The organism is Pseudotenacibaculum sp. MALMAid0570 (genome assembly GCF_040151415.1).
Classification (GTDB): Bacteria; Bacteroidota; Bacteroidia; order Flavobacteriales; family Flavobacteriaceae; genus Polaribacter.
In genome coordinates this window covers 118,232-144,769 of sequence record NZ_JBDKWF010000050.1, presented here as the reverse complement: position 1 = coordinate 144,769, position 26,538 = coordinate 118,232, and the positions used below count along the sequence as shown (strand labels likewise).

The following is a 26,538-nucleotide window of genomic DNA, read 5'->3' as shown; positions in this document are numbered from 1 at the left end:
GTTTTTAACATATAGCTCGTAAAATCTTATCATTTTTTTATCAAATATTTAAATTAACCTTAATCCCCCAAAAAGCATTATGACTTAACTATACTATCTACACAATTATCTTTGAACTCACCCCCCCTAAACCGATTCCCCTCAACATTAGTTCAAAACAAAAATCTTTATTCAACTAACTTAAATCAATTTTATTATGAACCGACGTAAAGTTAGATTCATAATGGGTGGTTTTGCTGCTGTAGCATTAGCATCCATTATTACTGTCAAGGCTATTGACAAATATGAATCTCAAAAAATTCTAGAGAAAAGAAAAATTCATAGCGAATTTCTAAAAAACAGCCCCTATAAAGAATCTTTAACTTGGGGTAAAAAAGAGAGGAAACTAAAAGGTCTACCTCCAAACAAATACTTCGAACAAATGTGGGAGTTAACCATCAATCCTGCAACTGGAAAATTAGACGATGGTAAAATCACTCTTTTAAGAGAACAACTTCTACAAGAAAGATTGGCTAATAGAAACCCGGGTCATTCATCCAATGCTTGGGAAGAAAGAGGGCCTAATAATGTAGGAGGAAGAACTAGAGTTATTCTATTTGACCCAAATGACAGCAGTAACAATACTGTTTATGCTGGTGGAGTTAGTGGTGGTCTATGGAAAAATACTAACATTACAAGTAGCAGCTCTCAATGGGCAAGAGTTACAGGTGTTCCCGGAAACCTTTCAGTGACATCTATCACGGTAGATCCAAACAATTCTAACATTTGGTATGCTGGAACTGGTGAGCAATACACTGCTGGAGACGTTGTTGGAACAGGAGTATATAAAACCACTGATGGAGGAACTACTTGGAGCGCAGTAAATATTCCTGCAGCTGGAGATGCGACTTTTGAATATAGTGCAACAAACTTATTCCTTTCTGGAATTTTCTATGTAAATGATATTGTTGCATGGAACAACGGAGGAAATACAGAACTTTTTGTAGGTGTTGGAGCATTTGTTTACGGCGACGCCTCTACTCCATCTAATTGGCTAGGGTTACAAACCGCAGGTATTTATCGTTCTACTAATGGTGGAAGCACATGGTCTAGAATAGAACAAGCTAATATGAGCCATGTTCAAAATAGTAAGACATATTATTACATACCTAATGATTTTGAAATTGGAGCCGACAACAAATTATGGATGGGTACAATTGGAAACGCTTTTGGTCAAGGAGGTGGTAGAGTATATAGCACCACTAATGGTTCTACTTGGACTGAGGCTGGAGCATCACCTCTAACCGATTCTGACAGAGTAGAATTAGAACCTTCAGCATCCAATGCAAACAAATTGTATGCTTTGACCGAAGGAAATTCATCTCCTGTTCATATCTATGAAACTACAAATGGTTTCAGTAGCATAACTTCTAAATCTTTACCAAGTGATGCAGATACTGGAATTCCTGCTAACGATTTTTGTCGTGGACAAGCTTTTTATGATCTAATGATCGAAGCAGATCCTAACAATGACAATATTGTTTATGTAGGAGGTATCGATTTATTCCGCTCAACGAATGGAGGGAATTCTTGGGGACAAATTTCAAAATGGTCCAACAACAATAATTTAGCTGGATTAAGTTGTTCTTTAGTCCATGCAGATCAACATGCGATGACTTTCCGTCCAGGAAATTCTAATCAAGCGTTGTTTGGTACTGATGGAGGAGTTTATTATGCTTCTAGTTTGTCTTCTGCTCAAAACTCTAATGTGATTGGAGCTAGAAACAACAATTATAATGTAACTCAATTTGTAAAAGCAGGTATTGGGCCTGATGGGTCTGGAGACACAAACGGAATCTTCTCTGCTGGAGCTCAAGACAATGGAACACAAGCCTTTAGAGATGGAAATACTTCTCCAGGAATTAACTCTTCAGAAGAGCTAAGTGATGGAGATGGGTTCTACACATTTATTGATAAAGATGGTCAGTACGCTATTGCTACTTTTGTAAACAATGTCATTTATAGATTTAGCTTGCCATGGAACGGTCTGGGAAGAAGACAAGGTGGTGCAACTACATTATCTAGTAGCCAAACTACTGGAGACTTTGTAAACCAAATGGACTACGACAGTGATGCAAATAGACTGTTAACAAATAACTCTTCTGGTACAAGTTATTCAATTAGAAGTATTAATGTTGCTTCTAACAGCAGCGGAACATTTACCAATGCTGCGTTAAATGCTAAACCAACTGCCTTTAGAGCTTCTCCTTTTGCAAGTAACACATGGTATGTAGGTATGGCAAATGGAGGAATGGTTCGTTTAACTGGTGTTGGAAACAATAGTGCTTCTTTCACTACTGTCACTACCCCTTTTGTTGGATCTGTATCTTCAGTACGTTTTGGAGAAACTGCAAATGATCTTATAGTAACTATTCATAATTATGGAGTAACTAGTGTATGGTATTCTTCAAATGCTGGTTCTTCTTGGTCTAACAAAGAAGGAAACTTACCAGATATTCCTGTACGAGATGTACTTCAAAACCCATTAAATAGAAATGAAGCTATTTTAGCAACTCAGCTTGGAGTTTGGTCTACTGAAAACTTCAACGATGCTAGTCCTACTTGGGTTCAATCTTATAATGGAATGAGCGATGTTAGTGTTACTGCATTTGATTATTGGGCTGTAAATGGTGATGACAATAACAATCAAATTATTGCTTCTACTTACGGTAGAGGAGTTTTTACAGGTCAATTTACCGCCACATCTACTCCTGATACAGAAGCACCAACTGCTCCAAGTGGTTTAGCTACTTCTAATATTACTGAAACTACGATAGATCTTAACTGGAACGCTTCAACAGATAATGTAGGTGTTACAGGGTATGATGTATATCAAAATGGAAGTTTAGTCGGAAACACTGCTTCAACTACTTATCAAGCAACTGGACTTACTGCCAATACAAGTTATAGTTTTTATGTAATTGCTAAAGATGCCGCTGGAAATAGTTCAGCACAAAGTAATACTGCAAATGCTACAACTTCTGCACCAGATACAACAGCACCGTCAGCTCCAACTGGTTTAGCTAGTTCTAATGTAACAGATTCTAGTGTAGATCTTTCTTGGAATGCTTCTACAGATAATGTTGCAGTAACTGGCTATGATGTGTATCAAGGTGGAAGTGTAATAGGAACTACCGCTAACACTAACTACAATGTAACAGGATTAGCTTCTAGTACTGCATATTCATTTACTGTTAGAGCTAAAGATGCAGCTGGGAATGTTTCAGGAGATAGCAATACTGTAAATATTACTACAGATTCTACTCCAATTACTTATTGTTCTTCTCAAAGTTCTAATATTAATGATGAATACATAGGTCGTGTACAATTAAATACAATTGACAATGCCTCTGGAGGACAATTCTATACTGATTTTACAAGTATCTCTACAACTTTAACAAAAGGAAATCAATATACAGTTACCATAACTCCAACTTGGACAGGAACTGTTTATTCAGAAGGATATTCTGTATGGATTGATTATAATAGAGATGGTGACTTTACAGATGCTGGAGAGCAGGTATTCTCTCAATCACCAACACAAACAACTCCAGTTTCTGGAAACTTTACAGTTCCTGCTGGCGCTACTGAAACTACAACAAGAATGCGTGTTTCTATGAGTTATAATGCTACTCCTACTTCATGTCAATCCTTTACATATGGTGAAGTTGAAGATTATACAATCGTAATTGCCGCTGCAGGTCCAGATACCGAAGCTCCAAGCAATCCTACTGGATTAGCCGCTTCTAATACTACAGAAACAACTACAGATCTTTCTTGGAATGCTTCCACAGACAATGTAGCTGTGACTGGATATGACGTATATCAAGGAGCAACTAATATTGCTAGCGTATCAGGAACCAATTACCAAGTAACAGGACTTACACAGAATACAAATTATTCATTTACTGTAAGAGCTAAAGATGCTGCTGGAAATATTTCTGGAGATAGTAATACCGCAAATGTTACTACACTAGCAGCACCTACTTGTGATGATGGAATTCAAAATGGTGATGAAACTGGTGTAGACTGTGGTGGATCTTCTTGTTCGCCTTGTTCTTCAAGCGAAACAATCTTAAACCAAAGTTATTTTGAATCTGGCTGGGACGGCTGGGTAGATGGAGGTAGTGATGCTTTCAGATATTCTGGTGGTAGATCATATGAAGGAACTTATTCCATCAGAATTAGAGATAATTCTGGAACAGCAAGTTCTATGACTTTAAACAACATAGATGTAAGCTCTTATGATCAAGTAGAAGTAAACTTCTTCTTCTATCCTAATAGTATGGAAACTGGTGAAGACTTCTGGTTACGTTTCTATAACGGGTCTTCATGGATTACTGTTGCAACATGGTCTAGCGGAACAGACTTTAACAACAATACATTCTATGAAAGTACTATTACTTTAGATGCTAGTCAGTACAACTTTGCTGCTAATTCAGGATTTAGATTCCAGTGTGATGCTTCTGCAAATGCTGATAGAATTTATATTGATCAAGTAACTATTACGGGTATTACAGGTAGTTCTTCTAAGGTAGATTCTACAAATCAAATAGGAATAAACACTAATCAATCTGACAATAACAATGGTATTAGTGATGATTTAATTGTTTATCCTAATCCTGTTGTAAATATTTTAAGAATCAATCCAGAATATAATGTAAACTCTGGTTATAGAATTATAGATTTAAATGGAAAACAAATCTTAGCTGGTAGAATGCTAAACAATTCTATCAATGTAAGTTCTCTAAAATCTGGAATCTATTTAATAGAACTTTCAGACGAAGAAGAAACTTTTGTTCAAAAATTCATTAAACAATAGTTAACAACTCTTCATATATAGAAGATTAGAGCCCGATAAAATCGGGCTCTTTTTTTGACTCACCTTTTTTGGGGAGGCGAAAATTTCCCTAAAACAAGGTATTGTCTAGGACTTATAATCTAGGTACATTTACATTGTTATTGTTCTTTTATACATGTTATTAAGTTTTTAATTAAGAACATACCCCCTATCTTAATTAATAATTTTTAGAAACCCAAATCATCCGATTTGGGTTTTTCTTTTTATATATCTTTTTTCCTCACTTTTGTAGAAATCACAAACCTCTCACCCATTTTAGGGAGAAAAAAATTTCCCTAAATCATGGTATTGTGTAATCTTATGAATGACAGTAAATTTACTTTGTAATTGTTATTTCATACATATTATAAAAGTTAGCTTATTTAATTAAGACCTTCCCCCTAATCTTAATTAAAGATTAAGCCCGAGTGAGAACTCGGGTTTTTTTGTTTCCTTTGTCAAAATTTTATTTGTGAATTACCTTTCAATAGAAAATATATCAAAATCTTATGGTGAAAGAGTCTTATTTGAAGATTTATCATTTGGAATCAACAAGGATCAAAAAATTGCTTTCATCGCTAAAAACGGAACTGGAAAAACTTCCGTACTAAATATTATTGCTGGGAAAGACACTCCAGACTCAGGTCAGGTAATTCAACGCAAAGGAATTAATATTGCTTATTTATCCCAAGAGCAAAATTTAGATCCTCAACTCTCTATCGAAGAAACAATCTTTGCTACAGAGAATACGATTTTACCCATTATCAAACAGTACGACTTAGCCCTTCAAAATCCTGAAGACTCAGAAAACTATCAGAAAGCTTTTGAACTTATGGAGCGTCATAATGCTTGGGATTTTGAAACACAATACAAATTAATTTTATCAAAGCTTAAATTAAATAACCTCAATCAAAAAGTAGCAACGCTTTCTGGAGGTCAAAAAAAACGTTTAGGGCTAGCAATTATTCTTATCAATAAACCAGACTTACTTATTCTTGATGAACCAACAAATCATTTAGATCTTGAGATGATAGAGTGGCTAGAATCGTTCTTCAAAAAAGAAAAGATTACTTTATTTATGGTTACCCATGATCGTTATTTCTTAGAAAGAGTTTGTAATGAAATTATTGAATTAGATCAAGGAGAGTTATACAAATACAAAGGAAACTATTCTTATTTCTTAGAGAAAAAGGAAGAAAGAATTGCTCAAGAAGCGAGTTCTACTGAAAAAGCTAAAAATCTTTTTAAAAAAGAGTTAGATTGGATGCGTAGACAGCCCAAAGCGAGAACTACAAAATCTAAATCTCGGATTGATGATTTCTACGAAATTAAAAAGAAGGCAAAAAAAAGAAGGCAAGATCATACTGTACAGTTAGAGATCAATATGGAGCGGTTAGGAAGCAAAATTGTTGAGCTTCATAACTTAAAAAAATCTTTTGGTGATTTAACTATTTTAGATGGTTTTGAATACGTATTTAAGAAAGGTGAACGAATAGGTGTGATTGGGAAAAACGGTACTGGTAAGTCTTCTTTTTTAAATATTCTTACCCAAAAAGAAACCGTTAATGGCGGAAAAGTGATTGTTGGTGAAACCGTTAAGTTTGGATATTATACTCAAAAAGGAATCCAAATTAAAGAAGGTCAAAAAGTTATTGAAGTCATTAAAGAATATGGCGAAGAAATACCGCTTACAAAAGGAAGAAGAATTTCTGCAGCTCAATTATTAGAACGTTTTCTTTTTGATCGCAAAAAGCAATATGATTTTGTAGAAAAACTAAGTGGAGGAGAAAGAAAACGATTGTATTTATGCACAGTTTTAATTCAAAACCCTAATTTTTTAATTTTAGATGAGCCTACGAACGACTTGGATGTAATTACGCTCAATGTTTTGGAAAGCTTTTTATTAGATTATCCAGGGAATTTAATCGTTGTTTCTCATGATCGTTATTTTATGGATAAGATTGTAGATTCTTTGTTTGTATTCAGAGGTGACGGTATTGTAGAAAACTTTCCGGGGAATTATTCTGATTTTAGAACCTATGAAGATTCAAAACCAACAGAATCTACTAAAAAAGACTCTAAAAAGAGTGATATCAAAAAAACTCCTTCTAAATCAAAGCTTAGTTACCAAGAAAAAAGAGAATTTGGTTCTCTTGAAAAAGACATTGAAAATTTAGAGCGAAAAAAGAAAACATTAGAATCTTTTTTCACTCAAGAAGACATTTCTCAAGAACAGGTAACCGAAAAATCTAACGAACTGCAAGAAATTATTCAACTTATTGAACAAAAAGAAGAACGTTGGTTAGAGCTCTCTATGAAATTGGAGGATTAAATCTGTACAATTTCATCTTCTTTAACAAGCTTTTCATTATTGAAACGAAGCAACAATTGAGCAACAGCTATTGTATCTTTCTCACAATAACTTACTATCCGTTCTAAGTTTTTCTCTTGATAATATACCTTTCCAACATCTGCTCCATCAATATCGTCTTTAGGCGATGGTATTCCCAAAACAGCTGTTAGAAGTTGAAGAGAAGTAAAGTGTTTATAGTCTCCAAATTTCCATAAATCCATTGTATCTAAATGAGGAACTTCCCAAGGTTTTTTTCCAAACAGGTTTAATTTTTTAGGTAATTCTATTTGATGAATGATCATTCTTCTAGCGATGTATGGAAAATCAAACTCTTTGCCATTATGAGCACACAACAGGTGTTGATTCTTATTAAAATGTGTTTCTAGGAGGTTTTTAAAATCCTGTAAAATAGTTTTCTCATCGTCTCCAGAAAAAGAAGTTACTCTTAATGTTCTTTTTTGATTTTTCTCAGCAAAATAAGCTACAGAAATACAGATGATTTTCCCAAATTCGGCCCAAATTCCTGCTCTCTCATAAAAGTCTTCGGGCTCAATATCATCCTTTCTTTGATAGGCTGTTTTTTTGGTAAATAACTCTTGATGGTTTTGCGATAATTCTTCCCATTTTTCATTTTGGGGTACCGTTTCTATATCTAGAAACAATATGTCTTTTACGTTGATCTTTAAATTCATTTTTGCAATTATTTTTTGATGTTAAGTTACTAAAAATAAAAAAGCCTCGAAAATTCGAGGCTTTTATGAAATCTATAATTAGAATTTTTTATTCTATAATTATTTTTTGTGTAGCAACCTTAGTTCCTTGAGTTACTTTTAAGATGTATATACCAGAGTTGATTCCTGTAATATCAAGAGTTTTTCTTGTTCCAGTAAAACTTTGAGTAAATACTTTTCTTCCTAATACATTGAAAAGAACCACTTCTTTTTTATCAATACTATTAGTAGTAACTGTCAAGTTGTTTCCTTTCACAGGGTTTGGATATGCCGAGTATCCTTCTATCTCATTTTGCTGAACACTTAATACAATGTTAGCAGAAGAAGTACCAAAAATTTGGGCTGTACCATTAAACTCTGCTGCAGGACCTGTAACATTTGCGGTACCTGTAGGAATTACATTTCCAATAAAATCTGCAGTACTAAATGCTGATCTAAAGACTAGAGTATTTCCTCCTTCAGTAATATCGTAATTAGTGCTAGCAGCAAAAGTAGCAACACCATCACCATCTGTAAAGGTTACATTGTTAATTGTAATCCACTCCGACTCATAGTCATTTAAATTTGCATTTAAATCAGCAATAGTAACAACTTGAGGAGTAATTGCATTTCCTGTAGTAGAAGCTGCACCAGGATCAACTTGTGGTACAAATTGTAAGACACCGCTAAAAGAACTTAATTGACCTTTAATTCCTGTGATTCCATCTCCTACATTGTAGGATGTAGTGATTGTTCCATTATCATCATCAATTAAAATTGCAGCAGTTCCATCCTCAATATATTTTTGATTTCTTGAATTCATCGCGTCGAAAGTCATGATTGCCTCTCCCGTCAATTCATAATAATTTCCTTCTGTACCTGCTCTCAAAGCAGCGATATCAGCAACTTGTGCATAGGAAGCAACAGAGAACGAAACACTAGCTGACACAGCTGGCGATAAAGAGTTCCCACTATTATCTACTAATTCGGCAGTTATCGTATATGATCTACCAGCTACTACTGTAATTGCCGGTGGTGTAGTTGTAAAAAAACTTGCATTCTCATCAGCTTGCCCAGTTTCTTGTAAGACAGTAGCAATGTAACCATCTCCAGAGTTATCTGAAACTCCTCCTCCAGCATCAGCAGACAAAGTAAAGTTTGAAATACTCAATGTTGGGGTCACTTCAGTGGTTTCTGGGTTAAAAATCTGATTCGTTGAAATTCCACCAATAGAAATTGTTGGGTTTGTTGGTACAGAGAAAACCAAAACATCATTAAATGTTTGACCCACCATTAAGTCATCAATACGAATAGTTTCGTCTGAAGATGAATTGGATTGTCTTAGCGCGAATTGATCAACAGTAAAAGCTCCAATAGCTGATCCAGAGATTGATGTATCAGTTGATACTGTTGGATCAACCCATAATTGAGCAGTTCCTGTTACTTGATCAAACTTTACAACAACTCGATAAGATTGACCAAAGGTTAAATCAGTTCCCCATGTAGCTTCTGCTGTAGAACTATTAGATGCAATACCTATAGAATAATCTCCAGCTCCTGACGGAGGTACAATATCCATTCTTGCTCTATAATTACTAGTTCCTTCTAAAAAGTTTGCAAAATATTCAGAATCTGATCCTGAAACAGGAGAACCTAAATCATCAATAGACAGATTAAATGCATAATAAATATCTCCAGCTACAGTAGCAAAAGTAAGAGAAGCGTCTTCTCTAGACCCGCTTCCATGGGACATAACTGCCTGCCCTGATGCGACTTGTATTTCCGAAGCTGTTCCACTAAAGTTTGTCCAACCTCCATTTGGGACAAGATTCCCATCAGAGTAAGAAAACCCTTCGGCCAAAATAACTTGACCAAAAGAAAAAGCAGACAAGCAAAGGGTGAATAGTAAAGTTAAAAAGTAATTTTTTCTCATGTATAAAAGTTTAGTTTAAAATAAAGATGCTTTAAAGATATAAAATATCTTGTCTTTTTATTCGTTTTTAACAGATTAAATTATAAGGGTGAGTATAAAAAAGCAGGCATAAAGCCTGCTTTATAAATTATTCTTCTATTTTATCTTTAGAAATTATATCCAGTCCAAGAAAAAATGGAATTATCTACACTGCTAGATGTTCCGTTAGAAGCATTAATTGTTGCCCCAGGAGCATTCTTGTTATCTGCTATATCTAATCCATTTGAAGAGTTACCAACTACTGTAATAGTAGTTGCTGCTGTAGCTGTTCCCTTAGAATCCTCTAAGTCAATAAAGTCAGAGTATGTTGCTCCAGTTCCTAATGCTACATAAGCTCCAGTAATTGTAGCTGTTGCACCTCTTCTTACCTTGATAGCATCAGACATTTGTACCCCATTTCCATTATTGATAATAGTTAACCCATTAATGGTAAATACAGATTGATTGATATCTGTTGGAGAGTTTCCGTCTAAATTTCCATCAGCTTCTATTCCCCTTGGGTCTGAAGTTACTGCCGAATATGACGCTTCTCTAATTCCATAAAGGTTTGTACAAGTTCCTGTATAACCTTGCGTAAAATCAAACATATCATCTTTAGCGTTTACAACTAAGATATTGGAAGCATTTACTGTTCCTCCAAAAAACTCAATTGCATCATCGTCTCCATTTAGAATAGCTATATTGCTAATTGTAGTTCCGTTACCTACTCCATTAAGAGTTAATCCATTGTGCTCAGCTTCATCGTCTATTCTAGCTCCTGTGTATTCTAAAATCACATAGTTGATAATTCCTGAATTATCTGAAGCATTATCTCCTCCAAAAAAAATTGTATTGTTTACTTCAGTAGCAGCATTACTTTGTGCTCCATTTTGACGACTTAAAGGTGCGCTTCCATTAATAATTAATCCTCCCCAATCTCCAGCTTGTGGACTAGAAGCACTTGAAGTAAATTTAATTGGATTTGCAGCAGTTCCGTCTGCTACAATTCTACCGCCTCTTTCTACTAAAATATACACATCTGTACCTCCAGCTAACGCTTCAATAGTTACACCTGCATCAATGGTTAATGTAGCTCCAGATTTTACAAAAAGAGCTCCTGTTAAAGTGTATTCTAATCCAGATTGCAATGTTAAATCTGAAGTTAAGTTTCCTGATAAGTTTTGAGAAGTTACTGGGCCTGTAGTTCCTCCTCCTGTATTGTCATCATCATCTAATGTACATCCTGTAAAAATAAGGCTTGCAATTACGAACGCTGATAAAAGATTTTTTTTCATTTTGCTGTGTTTTATTTTGTTTTAATTAGCTGACACAAATTTTCAAATCAAAGGTTTCTTAAGTATCAGCAATGCTTTAAAAAAATATTAATTAAATGTCCTTTTTCTTAAAAATCATAGGTCACACCTAAACTTAGGTTAACTCCTTTTTTATAATTTCCTAACACTACATTGCTTCCTCCATTTGCTCCATCTCTACTTAACTGAAAAGCAGGATTTAACAAGTTTTGTGCTTTGAATTTCAGATTGTATTTCTCTCCTAGTTTTAAGGAAGAAACTATATCTAGCGTTGGAATTCCTTTTTCTAAAATATTTTCAAAGCCTCTAGTTCCAATTGAATAAACTCTCTCACTGAAGTAGTTAAAAACTAAGGAGCTAGTTAACTCACTATTCTTATACTGTTTGTTAAAAGAAATGTCTGCATTAATTAAAAAAGGTGTAGCTCCTTCTAAGTTGCTTGATGAGTTTGTAAACTGAGCGACAGAGGCTTGATCTAAATTTACTTTTGATGATAAGAAAGATGTATTCAACCCTGCATCAAATGAATATTCTAACTCTGCTTCTTCATCGCTTTTTAATAAGTTCTTTCTAGCTTCTAGTTCTATTCCAAAAACTGAGGCATCATTCCCAACATTTAAGTAGGTTAATGTATTTCCTCCACTAGGAATCTCACTTCTTGAAATTGGGTTTTGTATGTACTTATAAAAACCTGTTACAGTGATTAACTCACTTGAAGAAAAATAATACTCATACTTTGCATCAAAATTGTAATTATCTGAAGGAATCAAATTTGGATTTCCTTGACTAGAAAAACTCACGTCTTGATATTTAAACGGTGCTGTTTCTTTGAACTGAGGCATTGTGTATGTTACACTTCCTGCTAATCTCAAAATACTGTTTTCGTTGAAATTGTATTTTACGTTCATACTTGGAAGCACATAAAATTCATTAATTTTAGACGCTCCACTAGTATCACTATTTGCAATATTTGTACTGTAAGTCACTCTCTGCTGAACAGACTCTAATCGTATACCTCCAGACACAATTAAGTTTTCATTTAATTGATAAACTAAATTTCCAAAACCAGATTGAATTAATCTTTTACCTCTATAGGTAAAAGGATCAAATGCAAATGGATTATTGATTCCTCCTCTACCTGTTTGTAAAGAAAAAACACCACTGTCTAAATTGTTTTGGCTAAAAACTGCATCTGGGTCATTTACATCGATAGGAACTCTAGTATTAAATCCGTGATTGAATATTGTAGCAGAAAATAATCTTTCTGTATATCTAAAATGACCTCCAACTTCTAAAATACTAATGTCTTCTTCATCTTCGTTTAACTTGTAAGTTAACTTACCATAAGCGTTATTATCTAGCTCTTGTAGTTTAGAAAAATATCGCTCATTTTCTCCCGCGCTATTTGTTTGTGGACTATAGAAATTATCTCTAAACAAGTATTTATTAGTTCTTCTATCTGGCTCATTTCCTTGAATAAAGTTTAAAGAAGCTTTCCCTTCTAGCGTGTATCTTTCAGATAAAATGAACTTTCCTAAAAATTGATTTACAAAAAGATTATTGTCATTTACTTGTTGTCTTCTTTGGAACTCTAAATCTCCTGTTTGCTCTGGGTTTACAGTACCAAAATAATCTCCAATAGATTGTTTGTTGTTATGAATAAACAAGTGATTATATGCCAACTCATGACCTTTTGGAAACTTGTATTTTACATTTCCCATCAAAATTTGAGAAACATTATATTCATATTTATCAAAATTCTGATCTTGATAAATATCTCCAGTACTATTTGTTTGTTTTATGTTTCCTTCAGTAAAATTATAGTTTCCGCTATGACCTCCAATTAGAAACAAGCTTAGTTTTCCTTCTTCACCAACATCAAATTTTCTTCCTACAGAAAAAGAAATACTATTATTTGATTGAAAGTTCTGAGTATTTGGTTTCCATGAATTTGAGAAAGAATATTGTGTTAAGCTACTTACAGGAATAGAAAACCCGTTTCCTGTTCCAAAACGATTTGTACCATCTATTGTTAAAAAATCTTTACTAACCGTTTGTGAATTTCCTCCTGTAGAAAATGATATGCTCCCTGTTTTTCTCTTTGTTAACTCTTTAGATTCGATATTAATATTAGCTCCTCCTACATCTCCAATAATTGATGAATTAAAAACTTTGTTTACACCAATATTTTTAATCACGCTTGTATCAAAGAAGTCCAATGAAATATTTTTATACTCTGGATCTTCAGAAGGCAAAGGAAGTCCATTTAAAGAAGTAGAATTATATCGATCTCCTAGTCCTCTTACAACCACATTCTTAGAGCCTTTTACAACTCCAGCAGTTTTTGCCACAGCTCCTGTAGCATCAGAAACTCCTTTTTTTGACAATTCTTGAGCTCCAATTTTAGTTTCAATTGAAATTGCTTTCTTTTGCTCTATAATTAAAGCAGAAGTTTTTTCTTTACTTGTTGTAGCTGTTACCTTAACTTCATCAAGAGCAACTCCTTGCGCAGCTTCTAAAGTTCTATTTACAGTGACAGTTTCTCCAGCTTTTACAACCACTGCAACTTCTAGTGATTGATATCCTAAAAAGCTAAAAACAACTGTATAATTTCCAGGAGCTACAGATATTGAGAAGTCTCCTTCCAAATCTGTTTCAACCCCAGTGGTTGTTCCTTTCAGAATTACGCTAGCAAACGATAAGGGTTCATTGTTCATTTCTTTATCTAACAATTTCCCTTTAATTCTTCCTTTCTCTTGCGAAAGTGCCATTTGGCTAAAAATAACAGCAAGAATTACTACGAATTTTTTCATTTATGTTCTTAATACAATGATTTTAAAGTGCAAAAGTCTCTCAACTTTGTAAATAAAAAGTTACTCATATATTATGCTTCAGTTAGACCAATGTTACTAGAATGTTACGATATTAAATGATTGTTAAGTCCTTGGTTTTTACTTTTTAATGCCTATTTTTGAGGAACAATCATTCACAAAAACATGAATAACAGTGACATCAAGATTCTTCTTGTTGATGATGAGCCAGACATCTTAGAAATCGTTGGCTACAATTTGAAAAACGAAGGGTATGAAATCTATAAAGCTGGCAATGGTCTTGAAGCTGTAAAAACAGCCAAAAAAGTAAATCCTCATCTTATTTTATTAGACATTATGATGCCAGAAATGGATGGTATAGAAGCATGCGAAAAAATAAGAGCCATTAAAGGCTTGGAGAATACATTGATTGCTTTCTTAACAGCCCGAGGAGAAGATTACTCTCAAGTGGCTGGATTTGACGCTGGTGCTGATGACTATATTACAAAACCTGTAAAACCTAAAGTCCTTGTAAGCAAGGTTAAATCTTTGCTTAGAAGACTTAAAAAAGAAGAAAAAGCAGATACAACTACAAAAGTTGGTGACATTGTAATTAATAGAGAAGAGTATATTATCGTAAAAAGCGGTACTAAAATTACTTTACCTAGAAAAGAATTTGAATTACTTTCATTACTTACTTCTAAGCCTGGAAAGGTATTTAAAAGAGAAATTATCTTAGATAGAGTTTGGGGTAATGAAGTTGTTGTAGGAGGACGAACTATTGATGTTCATATAAGAAAGCTTAGAGAGAAAATAGGGGATGAATATTTTAAAACTGTAAAAGGAGTTGGCTATAAGTTTGTATTAGAAGGTGCAGATAAATAAATTTGCGCTTCATGAGACTTAAAAAAACATACTCTTTTGCTCTTTGGTCTTCAATCTATCTTGCTTTAGCATCGATTTCAGCGGCTTCTCTTTTGTATTTTTTGTTTTTTAAAGAAAATCCATGGATTGCTTTAATCATTTTTGTGATTCTTATTGTTCTTCTCTCATTCTTTATTATTCAATATAGAGCTGAAAGATTTATTTATAAAAGAATAAAAAAAATCTACGATCAGGTTTCTATTTTAAATGTTGATGATTTTAATCGATCTTCAGCAACTACAGATATTGATGCTCTTTCTAAAAGCGTACAAGACTACGTTGAAGGAAAACGAATTGAAATTCAAAATTTAACTGAAAGAGATTCGTTTAGAAGAGATTTCTTAGGAAACGTAGCACATGAATTAAAAACACCTCTCTTTACTGTTCAAGGTTATATTCTTACGCTAATTGAAGGAGCTGCTGACGATCAAATGATTAGAGACAAGTATCTATCTAGAGCTAACAAAGGTGTTGAGAGACTGGTTTCTATTGTGAAAGATTTAGATATGATTGCAAAACTGGAAACAGATGGAATGAATATGAATTCAGAGGTCTTTAATATCCTTGAAGTTATTCAGAATGTGTTTGATTTGTTTGAAATGAGAGCTAAAAAAAGAAATATTGCTTTACAGTTTGACAAGGCGAATGAATTTCCAATTTTTGTTAAAGGTGATATTGAAAGAATTGAGCAAGTATTAATTAATTTGATTGTTAATTCCATCAAATATGGTAAAGTAAATGGGATTACTACCGTTGGAATTGAATCTTATAATGATAAAAAGTTTATTATTAAGGTTAGTGATAATGGAGAAGGCATTAAGCAAGAAAACATTCCTCGTTTATTTGAACGCTTTTACAGAGTAGACCAAAGCAGATCTAGAGAACAAGGAGGTTCTGGATTAGGTCTTTCTATTGTAAAACACATTATTGAAGCTCATAATGAAACAATTCTTCTAAAGAGTACTTATGGAGAAGGTTCCGAGTTTTCATTTACTTTGGAAAAGGCGAAATAAACGACTATCTAAATCTCTTCCTGTCTCAGTTTTATTCTTAAATTCTTTTGTAAAATCTAACGCCTCTATAGAAAAATCTTTCTCATTTATTGAAGAAAAAAACTCTTTTTCTTTTACATACTCTGCTAAAAACTCCTGTTCATTTTGATTTTCAGTTGGAATTAACAGTGCTTTTTTATCCAGTCTAACCAAGTCCATTATGGACGAATATCCGGATCTACAAATAACTAAGCTTGCGGTATTTAATGCTTTTTCCAATTCATCAGACAACATATAGTTTAGAACTCTAATTCCTCTATACATCTCTTCTTTTTGATCTTCTTCTACAACACCTTTAACCAAAACCACACTCTTTTCTGAGTCTTGAAAAGACTGTTTCAACAGTAACTCTAGTTCTGATCTATTGGGTTCAGGGCCAGATAAAACAATTAAAATATCAATTGTATTTTCAACTTCTCTTTTTTGAAACCTACTTAAGATTCCAATATATTTTTGATTGAGTTTTCTTTTAGATTTTGATAGTCTTCCAGAATATAATGAACCTTCTTCATCCGGAATCCAGCACTCATCAAATCTTTTGATAATTCTTTGATGAAAGCAGCTTGTAATTGGTGTAAAAATTCCAGATAAAACATTCAATTGATGCGTTATATAAACTGAAGGAATTTTTGATGAATATACTCCAAATCTATTGTCTGATATAATTCCAACAGCATTTGAGTTTTCATTAACATATCGGTTAATAATTTTTCTTTCTTCTTTAGCGGTTTTAAGAAGAGATGGAATCTTTTTAAACAAGCTCCATTTTAAGTTTTTCTTGTAAGTAACATTATAAGAAGGAAGTTTTAAAACTTCCAAATCTGGAAATTCTTTACGCAAAAAAGCTAATGCTTTTCCGTCACTAGCTATCACTGGTGAAAATTGATTTTGTAAAAGAGCTTTTATAATTGGAACGCATCTAGAGGCATGTCCTAATCCCCAATCTAACGGCGCAACAATTACCTTCTTCATCATACTAAATCAAACCCAATATCTTTTCTGTAATTCATTTTTTCAAAATGAATCTTCTCGATGTTTTCATACGATTTAGACAATGCTTCTTCTATAGAATTTCCAAAAGAGGTAATTGCCATAACTCTACCTCCGCTTGTTACTACTGAATCGTTTTCAGCTTTAGTTCCGGCATGAAAAACAATAGAACTTTCAATATTCTCAAACCCAGAAATTTCTTTTCCTTTTTCATATGATTCAGGGTATCCTCCAGAAACCAACATTACAGTTGTTGCTGTCTGTTGTGTTACGGAGAACTCTTTTTCGTTCAAGGTTTGATTTGCTACACCTTCAAACAAATCCAATAAATCTGATTCTATTCTTGGTAAGACCACTTCCGTTTCTGGGTCTCCCATTCTCACATTGTATTCAATAACAAAAGGATCTCCATTAACATTCATCAATCCTATGAAAATAAACCCTCTATAATCTATATTATCTTTTTGAAGTCCAATAACTGTTGGTTTCACAACTCTTTCTTCTACCTTAGATAAGAAATCTTCATCAGCAAAAGGTACTGGTGAGATAGCTCCCATTCCTCCTGTATTTAATCCTTTATCGCCCTCGCCAATTCTTTTGTAATCTTTTGCCGAAGGCAAAATTTTATAATTTTTCCCATCAGTCAGAACAAAAACGGAAAGTTCAATTCCTTTTAAAAACTCTTCAATAACTACTGTTGAAGAAGCGGCTCCAAATTTTTGATTAGAGAGCATTTCTTCTAACTCAGATTTTGCTTCTTGTAATGAATCTAAAATTAAAACTCCTTTTCCAGCTGCCAAACCATCTGCTTTTAATACATAAGGAGGGTTTAATGTTTCTAAAAATGATTTCCCTGCAGCTAAAGTTTGATTAGTAAATGATTTATATTGAGCCGTAGGAATTCCATGCTTTATCATAAACTCTTTAGAGAAATCTTTGCTTCCTTCTAATAAAGCTCCGTCTTTTTTGGGTCCTATTACTGGTATCAATTTTAAATCTTCATCATTCAAGAAAAAATCATGAACTCCTTCTACCAAAGGCGCTTCTGGTCCGACAACAACCATATTGATATTTTGATTAATTACTGCTGATTTAATTGCAGAAAAGTCTGTTGGGTTAATAGGTATATTGGTGGCTATTTTATTGGTACCAGCGTTTCCAGGAGCTACAAAAACTTGGTTGACTTTTGTACTTTGAACGAGTTTATGTGTAAATGCGTGTTCTCTTCCTCCGGATCCTAAAATGAGTATATTCATGTTTATGTTTAGAAAATATTGACAAATATACTCCCTCTATTTAATTTACGGAACTAAAAACCCCATTTCAAAAAATATTTAAAGATTGATTTGATATGAATTAGAAATAGTCTGAAATTTTTGCTTGAACCTTTTTTTAATGTATGATGAATATGTACATGGGGATAATACATTTTTTTCTTTCCAGATTTTTCAATTTTTTTACAAATATCAACATCTTCCATATATAAAAAGTATCGTTGATCAAACCCTTTTAAACTAAGAAGATCCTTGGTTTTAAATAACAAAAAACTTCCTTGAATGAAATCAGGAATAAAAGGCACATTCAAATTTATATTTCTATACTCTTTTCTTTTAGTATACTTGTTAGATACTTTTAAAAATCTTAGAGCTAATCCTAATAAAGATGGATATCTTCTAGCGTTATATTGGAGTCGACCATCTTGATAAAAGACTTTTGGAGCTATCATAGACAAATCTTCATCTTTGCTTAATTCTGTAATCAATTTACCAATCACTTCAGGCCCAAAACTAACGTCTGGGTTTAAAATAAGGTGATACTGCGAATCCGAAATTTTTTCTAATATTTGATTATGACCAGCTCCAAAACCGTAATTCTTATGATTAAAAAGATACTCAGTTGATTTATCTTTTATTATGTTCTTAATTTGATTAGTTGGAGAGTTATCTATCAGAAACAATTTTCCTGTAACATTGCTTTCTTTAAAACTTTTTATTGCTTCTAATAATTCTTTTTGATCTTGTTTATATAAGACTATTGAAGCCGTTATATTTGCTGAGTCAATCATTAGTAAGCTTTTTCCTCTCCTTTAAAAACATTAAATACAGTCATTATTATTATTTTAATATCTAACAAAAATGACCAATTTTCGATATAAAAAATATCAAGTCTAATTCGATTTTTTATGTCTGATTTTCTTTTGATTTCTCCTCTATAACCACTAACCTGAGCTAATCCCGTAATACCTGGTTTTACAACATGTCTTTTCAAGTAATCTTCCACATCTTTTTGATATTCTAAGGACAATGAAGGCAAGTGAGGTCTTGGTCCTACAACACTCATACTTCCTTGTAGTACATTAAAAAATTGAGGTAATTCATCAATACTCGTTTTCCTTATAAAACTGCCAATTTTTGTAACTCTCATGTCATTTTGAGTGGCATGAACTTTATCTGAAAGTGAATTAAGTTTCATAGACCTAAACTTATAGCACACAAATTGACGTCCATTTAATCCTTCTCTTTTCTGTTTAAAAATAGCTGGCCCTTTAGATTCTATTTTAATGAGCAACCACAATATTGGAGTTACCCACGTCATTATAAATAGGCAAACAAAGAATGAAAAAAGAATATCAAAAAATCGTTTTATTAAATAATTTTCATAAAACTCAAAAGGCAATCTTCTAACATGCAATATTTTTAAAGTATCATCATAATACTCAACATTCCTATTCTTACTAAAAAGTTTATCTGATTCAGGGATTAATTTTAAACCGATGTTATTCTTGTTACAAAATATAGTAACTTTTTTAATTGTATTTTGATCTAACTCTTTTAGGGAACAATAAATTTCATCAACAGAATTTTCCAGTATATAATCAAAACTTTCTTTGATATTGCCTAATTTTTTTTGAATTTTTTTATCCGTAAAACTTCCATAATATTTATATCCTAAGGCTGTTTTTCGGTTGAATAAAGAGACTATTTTTCTAGTTGTATCATCTACTCCTAATACTACAACTTTTCTATAATTTTTACCTAAGTTTCTATAAAATCTTAAAACGAAAAAAGATATAAACTTTAGAATTGAAGTAGCCGTAAATATTGAAATTAAAACCGTAAATTGATTATTTACTATAAGGCCTTCTTTAAAAATTCCAAAAAAAGCAAAAAACCCTAATGTAAAAACAAAAAATTGCCTGACTATCAAGTTTAAAACTCTAAGAAATTTTGTAAATCTGTATACTTTATAAAAGCCAGTAAAAAAAGAAGTAATAAGCCAAAATGGAACAATTACCCCTAAAAAAAGAGAATTGAGAAAAGCTTTGTCATTTATAAAAAAAACAACCAAAACAATAGCTAGCAAATCTAAAGCAAGTTGTAGAGGCAATATAAGATAGGAGTAACGATACTTCAAAGCGTAAATTTATAAACAAATATAGCTTTTTAACTCAAAATCTTTTGAATCAGATTATCAATATCAAATAATCTCTTTGCTATCTCCTTCTGCTCTTTAGAATTTACTGATTTATTAATGAGCTCTGTAATTGCAAATAGAAGATTTTCTTTATCCCAAGTTGTAATTACTTTATCTAGTTTATGGTTCAAAAAAAGTTGTTCTATTTCACTTTCTTTATCAGTAATAACAAGCACTTTAGTACCAGACGCTAAAATGTTTGGAAGTTTAGAAGGCAAAGACCCTTTTGAAGTATTAGGAAGTTGAGGAACAATTTGTACTGTACTCCTTCTATAAAGTTCTTCTATATTTTTTCTTGGTACCAAATCGTGAAATAGAATGTTTTCATTTTGATTTTTACTTCGTAATAGTTCATAAACAGGTCCTTGAGAAAAAATATGACACTTAAATAGTGAGTTTTTTTTAGTCAAAAAACTAAAAAACTCATACATACCCTCGGGATTTTGTTTCTCGCTTAAAGCACCAGAATATACTATATTATGATCATCTTCAGATAGAATGTCTCCTAAATCATTTGTAGTTATATTCTCATTAATCGTAATAAAAGGGAGTTGAGCTATTAATTTATTGCTATTCAGACCATAGAGTTCTTGTGCTGTGTTTTTCATTTCATCTGATAAGAAAATTAATTTATCACAGTTTTTAAAACATTTCTTTTCAACTGAACTAATAATAAAATTAACAAACTTGCTTAACCTTCCTTTTCTTTGAGATGCGTAAATCAGCTGTAAATCATGAACAATTCCTACTTTTCGAATCCTTTTTTTAAGAAATGGAAGGATTACATAAAAAGCTAAACTTGGAGGGAAAACTGGAACTACTATATCGGCATTTTTTTGATACTTAATGATTTTCCAAATGATATACCAAGCATAACTAAGCTCTAAAACCATTCTTCTCAAAAATGTCTTTTTTGAATATTTTATTTTCTTTCCTCCTCTAACAATTTTGATTCCTTCTAAAGTTTCACTGGATTCTTTTACTTGCCATTTTGGATAAAATGGATGGAAGCATAAAACGGTAACTTCATGCCCTTCTTCATTTAATTCAAGAACCATATCTGTATTAAACTTTCCTGTAGAAATAGGTTCAGGAAAGAAAAACGGGGAAAGAATTAAGATCTTTTTCATTCAATATCTTTAGCATTTTTCTTATGGTTTCTATTTTGATAAAATAGTAAACAGGAGACAAATATAAACAAAATCAACCCAGATTGCCTTTCAAGGATGTTTTCGGTAAGCATTATTATTGAGAAAAAAATAATTAGAGTAAAATACAAATGATCTTTAAAAACCATCGCTGATTTTATATTATAAAACAGAAAAAACAGAAGAACAAATAAACCGAAAACACCTGCAATCAACATATAACCTAAAAACTGATTGTGAGAGTTATAATTCAATTTATACAGATGATCCGATAACTCTTGATAGCATTCTTTTTGCGGATAAGTTCCTAACCCATAACCCGTTATTGGTTTTTTATTAATTGTTTTAAATACACATTTATAAATTCCAATCCTAACGCTAGAAGAATTGTTAGGCTGTATCTTGTTATAAGTAGATTGAATCTTCAGCTCTCTAAACCTTCTTTCCAATGTTGGCACATAGAAAATAGAAAGGATAAATAAGCCTAAAAACCCTGCGACTAACAATCCTTTTGTTTTGATACTTTTTATAGCTAAAAAGAAATATAAACATATAGATATAACCATTCCTATTAAAACGCCTTTGCTAGATAATAGAATAAGATCAATCACACACAACATCATTACTAAAAAGTAAATCAATTTTTGTTTTTTCCCTGCTTTTTTAAAATAATTAATAGATAATATTACTGCAATTGCCAGGAATATTGAAACATATATTGGGTGATCATTTAGTATTGGTATTTGAGTAACTGCTTTTCTAAAAGAATTAACTTTCAAGCTGTCTTCAGAAAATAATCCCAAATTAAAATAGTATAGCAAATGACTAGCTGCTAAAATTGCACTTGAAATTGCAAAAGTGTAAGCAAAATTCTTTTTTACTTTACTTGAAACATAAGAGTTTACAGTTAAAAAAGACAATGGAACTAGCAACAACGATAGAATTATTTCTATTTTTTTCCCGGGGAAAGAAAATGTATTTAGTAGGCTTGCAATATTTATAAAAAAAAGAGAAGAGAATATAAAAAACTGTTTTAAATCGCCTTTTTTTATTTTGTTTCTTGTGAAAACAACTATCGCGCAAATTAATAATAATGCTACTGGTAATCCCTTTATCTTAAAAGGGATTATAGGAAAGGCTCCAAAACTTATAAGCGAAATTTTTATAACTTGATCTAGTTTCATCTCTAATATTATTGCTACTTGTAATTCATTTTCTGTTTTTTCCTATCGTACAAAACTATTGCTACAGTAAACCAAAACAAGAAATTTGACATCATATGTGGAAAAGAAATAAAAGAATCAAACAAAAGAATTAGAATGTATAAACATCCTAATGTTATTGAATAATGATTTTCTCTTTTTAATGTCTTAAAGCAAACTAAGAGCATTTTAATAACAAATCCTAAGTATATTGTTAATCCAATAATTCCGTATCTACTCAATACTGCAAAAAAACCCATGTGTATGTTTCTCACATTGTGGATATCTGAATTTGATCGGGCTATTGTCATATCTGATGTCCCAGAAAGATCAATTGTACTTCCAAAACCATTACCAAACAATTTATAAAGGATATTGTTATTTGCAAAATTCTCTTTCACTACTGATGCTTCATATAATCTATGACTTGTAGAGTGATCTTGAAATGTTAAGTTAGAAAAGTCTGCGTGCCTTAAAAAATAAACAAAGTTCTTATATGCTCCGGTTCCTTGTATTTTATCCCAAAAAATGAAAGCAGCAATTGTAAAAATAACAGAAGGAATTAATAAGAGGTATACTTTCTTTTTCTTACTAATGTTCTTAGAATCGAAAAAAAACAAATAGCCTATTACAAATAACAACATTAAAAATGCACTTTTCCCTATTAAACTTTGATAAGCAATAATTGGCACTAAGGCAAAAAGAATAATATTTTGAGGCATCCATTTAACGTAAAAAAGGATGTATGCAATAGCAATTAAAGTAAAGTATGAAAACTGCAACTTTACTCCAAAAAGTACAAGAAAAACAGCTAAAAAAACAAAGGTTTTAAAATTATTTTTATACGATTCTAGAGATACTGATGTTTTAAAAACCAACACATAAAAGAAAATGGGTAATAAAGCAATAAAAGCATCAGTGATTATTAAAGTAAGTTTATTACCTCTAATTATGGATAGGATAAAAACGATAGCGTATATAAAGAGATAGAAAATAACCCAATTTTTCAACTTCAGTTTTTCCCTTCTTAAAAGCTCAAAAAACACCCATCCAAAAAAAGGGAATGATAGTAGTGTCATAATCCTTTTTGCGTAATAGTCTTGTTGAAAAACTATTGGCTCTCCTATTGTAAAAACATAGGGAACTGCCATTGCCAAAAAGCAAATGATAAAAAAAACAGGAATCGCTTTATTAAGATTTAGACGCATTTATCCAAAATAATTGTTGCTTTATAATTCTTAAACCTAAAAAGAATATTATTATGACACATGAATATAGTTCAATATTTAGCAACGGAGCAACAATCAAATAAAAAATAATAATTTCTACAAGAGAAATAGGCTCATAAATAAGTCCTCTTTGCTTACACCAAATTTTAAAATTAGATGTTGGCTCTTTCTCTTTGATACTTTCTTTACTTTTAAATAAGTTAATATGATGTCTGCTCTCAGAACCTATAAAAACAAGCCCTAAAAAAATAGAGTTCAGAAACAAGAGTCTTATATCCTCAGTATTACTATAAAAATTGTATGATATGGCTGTAGATATTAATACTAAGTTAATTCTGTCAATGAAAATATCTAACCAAGCCCCATATACTTTTCCTTTTTTTGTTAACCTCGCGACCTTTCCATCCAACGCATCAAAAATATACGATATAAAATAGGATATTGCGGCTAAAAATATCTCTCCAGTAAAGTAAAGATAAGCCGATAAAACACCAAAAATCAATGAAATAATGCTTATGAAATTTGGTGTAATTTTAGTGTAATTTATAATAAAATATACCATTGGCATTGTTATATACTTAAGAAGAAGCACATTTAACCAAGGTTCTTGATTATGAAAACTTTCTTTAACACTTTTATAAGAATACCTCATTCTATATTTTTTGCTGGGTTTAAAAACACGTTCCACTTTGTATATTTTAAATATAAAACAAGGACTATCATACTAAGAAGCATTGCAATAATAAAATTCGAAAAACTATCTTTTAGAAAAATAATTTGTATGGTTAAATTTAACACTATTAGTGCAAAAATCACTAAATATTGTTTACTGAGAACAAAAAATGAAACAGTTTTAAACGATTTATATACATATATAATATTAAGAACAACATGAGCTATAAGACTTGAAATAAATGCTCCTTCGATTCCTAACACAGGGATTAACACCCAATTTAAAACAACACTAACAATAACAGAAATTACTACAGCATTGGCTCTAACATTTTGCTTAGAAAAACTTGTTAATATAATCCCTGGAACTATTCCTATATATCTCAAAAATAAAATTAAAATAATGTAAAACACAAATGTATTTAAAGCTAAATACTCATCATTAAAAAGTAACGTAATAATGGTTTCTTTAAAAAAGAATATTAAAGTAGACGTTAATACGGCAAAGAAAATAACAAACTCAAACAAGCTCTTCAATTTATTCTTGGCAATATTTTTTTTCTTCTTAAGAGATGAAATTTCGGGAATAAAAGCATCGCTTAAAATTACCGAAATAAGCATTCCTGCCATAATTATTCTCATTCCTGCTTGATAAATTCCAACATCGTCTAAGCTTGATAAAAAAGAAAGAACAAAGGTATCTATATAAATAATACTTGAGCCAAGTATTAAATGAACTGCATAAGGAGTTGTTGTTTTTATAGTATTTAAAATATCTGATCTAGCAAATGATGATACTATTGTAAATCTTTTTTGAAAAATTAGAAATGCATATAAAAAATAGATTGTTCTAGCAATTGCTATAATATATGTGTAAGTAATAATGTTATTTTCTCCATAGAATTCATTGAAGACAATTAGTATTAGAATTAATAAAGCTTGTATTACAAAGCCTATCGCTTCACTTTTAAAATTGTGAAATATTTTAAAACTATTTACATAAAAATTTCCAAAAGAGATAGGCACAGATGACAAAACTAAAATAGCTATTGCCTTATTTGTAATAACATCATATTTATTACTTACTAAAAAAATAGTGAATGCAATTAAAGAAATAAAAACTATAAAAACCTTCGTGTAAAGCATCAATGAAATATCTTTGGAAATTATAGAAATTTCTTTACCTGCTAGTGTTAAGCTTTTTAAGTTTAAACCGTAATCAAAAATTGAAATAAACAGAGCTGAAAAGACAAAAGCCAAGGAAAAGCTTCCGAAATCTGTTACATTTAACCTAGAGGCGACAAAGAAAACAACAAAAATATTGATTCCTATTTTGCACAATAATGAAATACCAAGATGTAAGTATTTTGAATTCAATAATAATTATTCTTCTCTGAGTTTCTTAAGGGTTTCATTAATCAAAGTAGATGAAATTCCTTTAGTATAAGGGAAATAAACAATCTTCACTCCTACTTCTTTAAACTTTTCATCAAGTTCTTTCCATTTATCGCTTTGAAACCAGTCATCACCTACAAACATGATATCAAATTTAATACGCTCCCACATTTTAAACTTATCCATATTCTCCTGAGGCACAACAGCATCAACAAATTTAATACTTCGGACAATTTCCATCCTTTCTTGCTGATTAATAATAGCTTTTTTGTTCTTGTATGAGACTAATTCATCTGTTGTTACTCCTACAACTAACTTATCGCATAATCCTTTAGCATTTTTCAGCAAATTTAGATGACCTATATGAAAAAGGTCATAAACACCAGATGTATACCCAATTACTGTTTTTTCATCTCCTCTTTTGTACATAAATATA

General features: G+C 31.7%; 18 protein-coding genes. 4 read left to right on the top strand and 14 right to left on the bottom strand.

The window, feature by feature from the left end; all coding sequences use genetic code 11:
• Nucleotides 1-196: 196 nt before the first annotated feature.
• Both AAON49_RS12900 and AAON49_RS12895 read left to right on the top strand, forming a co-directional pair.
• On the top strand, nucleotides 197-4,861 hold the full coding sequence (locus AAON49_RS12900; RefSeq protein ID WP_349555160.1) for a fibronectin type III domain-containing protein: 4,665 nt from the start codon (nucleotides 197-199) through the stop codon (nucleotides 4,859-4,861).
• Between the two features lie 490 nt (nucleotides 4,862-5,351).
• Nucleotides 5,352-7,211 (top strand): ABC-F family ATP-binding cassette domain-containing protein, encoded by a 1,860-nt coding sequence (locus AAON49_RS12895; protein WP_349555158.1) that lies wholly within the window; start codon nucleotides 5,352-5,354, stop codon nucleotides 7,209-7,211.
• Here AAON49_RS12895 and AAON49_RS12890 read toward each other — a convergent pair.
• From AAON49_RS12890 to AAON49_RS12875, 4 genes are all read right to left on the bottom strand, one after another.
• Entirely contained in the window at nucleotides 7,208-7,924 is a 717-nt protein-coding gene (locus tag AAON49_RS12890; RefSeq protein ID WP_349555157.1) for a 3'-5' exonuclease, read from the bottom strand. The two genes, AAON49_RS12895 and AAON49_RS12890, sit on opposite strands and share 4 nt — an antisense overlap.
• Nucleotides 7,925-8,012: 88 nt before the next feature.
• Nucleotides 8,013-9,875: a DUF5689 domain-containing protein gene (locus tag AAON49_RS12885; protein WP_349555156.1), complete on the bottom strand. Its 1,863-nt coding sequence runs from the start codon at nucleotides 9,873-9,875 to the stop codon at nucleotides 8,013-8,015.
• A 146-nt stretch (nucleotides 9,876-10,021) separates the two neighbouring features.
• On the bottom strand, nucleotides 10,022-11,188 hold the full coding sequence (locus AAON49_RS12880) for a beta-helix domain-containing protein (RefSeq protein ID WP_349555155.1): 1,167 nt from the start codon (nucleotides 11,186-11,188) through the stop codon (nucleotides 10,022-10,024).
• A gap of 107 nt (nucleotides 11,189-11,295) precedes the next feature.
• Nucleotides 11,296-14,019 carry a TonB-dependent receptor gene (locus AAON49_RS12875; RefSeq protein WP_349555154.1) on the bottom strand — a complete coding sequence of 908 codons (2,724 nt, stop codon included), beginning with the start codon at nucleotides 14,017-14,019 and terminating at the stop codon, nucleotides 11,296-11,298.
• Between the two features lie 183 nt (nucleotides 14,020-14,202).
• Here AAON49_RS12875 and AAON49_RS12870 point away from each other — a divergent pair, with 183 nt between their 5' ends.
• Complete coding sequence (locus AAON49_RS12870) at nucleotides 14,203-14,901, top strand: response regulator transcription factor (protein ID WP_349555152.1); 699 nt, start codon at nucleotides 14,203-14,205, stop codon at nucleotides 14,899-14,901.
• Between the two features lie 11 nt (nucleotides 14,902-14,912).
• Nucleotides 14,913-15,953: a sensor histidine kinase gene (locus AAON49_RS12865; protein ID WP_349555151.1), complete on the top strand. Its 1,041-nt coding sequence runs from the start codon at nucleotides 14,913-14,915 to the stop codon at nucleotides 15,951-15,953.
• On the opposite strand, the gene AAON49_RS12860 is transcribed toward AAON49_RS12865, so the two are convergent.
• The 10 genes from AAON49_RS12860 to AAON49_RS12815 are packed head-to-tail and all read right to left on the bottom strand — an operon-like array spanning nucleotide 15,927 to nucleotide 26,531.
• Nucleotides 15,927-16,964, bottom strand: coding sequence for a glycosyltransferase (locus AAON49_RS12860; RefSeq protein WP_349555149.1), 1,038 nt, complete (start codon nucleotides 16,962-16,964; stop codon nucleotides 15,927-15,929). The two genes, AAON49_RS12865 and AAON49_RS12860, sit on opposite strands and share 27 nt — an antisense overlap.
• Nucleotides 16,964-18,238, bottom strand: coding sequence for a phosphoribosylamine--glycine ligase (gene purD / locus AAON49_RS12855; protein WP_349555148.1), 1,275 nt, complete (start codon nucleotides 18,236-18,238; stop codon nucleotides 16,964-16,966). The genes AAON49_RS12860 and purD overlap by 1 nt, the downstream gene beginning before the upstream one ends.
• A 53-nt stretch (nucleotides 18,239-18,291) precedes the next feature.
• Nucleotides 18,292-19,047, bottom strand: a complete 756-nt coding sequence (locus AAON49_RS12850) for a glycosyltransferase (protein ID WP_349555146.1) — start codon at nucleotides 19,045-19,047, stop codon at nucleotides 18,292-18,294.
• A complete protein-coding gene (locus tag AAON49_RS12845; RefSeq protein WP_349555145.1) occupies nucleotides 19,047-20,396 on the bottom strand; it encodes an exopolysaccharide biosynthesis polyprenyl glycosylphosphotransferase in 1,350 nt (449 codons plus the stop codon). Before AAON49_RS12845 ends, AAON49_RS12850 begins: the two co-directional genes overlap by 1 nt.
• Before the next feature lie 29 nt (nucleotides 20,397-20,425).
• Nucleotides 20,426-21,586, bottom strand: a complete 1,161-nt coding sequence (locus tag AAON49_RS12840; protein WP_349555143.1) for a glycosyltransferase — start codon at nucleotides 21,584-21,586, stop codon at nucleotides 20,426-20,428.
• Nucleotides 21,583-22,788, bottom strand: a complete 1,206-nt coding sequence (locus AAON49_RS12835) for an O-antigen ligase family protein (protein WP_349555142.1) — start codon at nucleotides 22,786-22,788, stop codon at nucleotides 21,583-21,585. Before AAON49_RS12835 ends, AAON49_RS12840 begins: the two co-directional genes overlap by 4 nt.
• Before the next feature lie 14 nt (nucleotides 22,789-22,802).
• Nucleotides 22,803-24,014, bottom strand: coding sequence for an O-antigen ligase family protein (locus AAON49_RS12830; protein ID WP_349555141.1), 1,212 nt, complete (start codon nucleotides 24,012-24,014; stop codon nucleotides 22,803-22,805).
• Nucleotides 23,998-24,687, bottom strand: a complete 690-nt coding sequence (locus AAON49_RS12825; RefSeq protein WP_349555140.1) for a CDP-alcohol phosphatidyltransferase family protein — start codon at nucleotides 24,685-24,687, stop codon at nucleotides 23,998-24,000. Before AAON49_RS12825 ends, AAON49_RS12830 begins: the two co-directional genes overlap by 17 nt.
• Nucleotides 24,684-26,048, bottom strand: a complete 1,365-nt coding sequence (locus AAON49_RS12820) for an oligosaccharide flippase family protein (protein ID WP_349555575.1) — start codon at nucleotides 26,046-26,048, stop codon at nucleotides 24,684-24,686. Before AAON49_RS12820 ends, AAON49_RS12825 begins: the two co-directional genes overlap by 4 nt.
• Nucleotides 26,049-26,090: 42 nt before the next feature.
• Entirely contained in the window at nucleotides 26,091-26,531 is a 441-nt protein-coding gene (locus AAON49_RS12815) for an FAD synthase family protein (protein ID WP_349555138.1), read from the bottom strand.
• Nucleotides 26,532-26,538 lie beyond the last annotated feature (7 nt).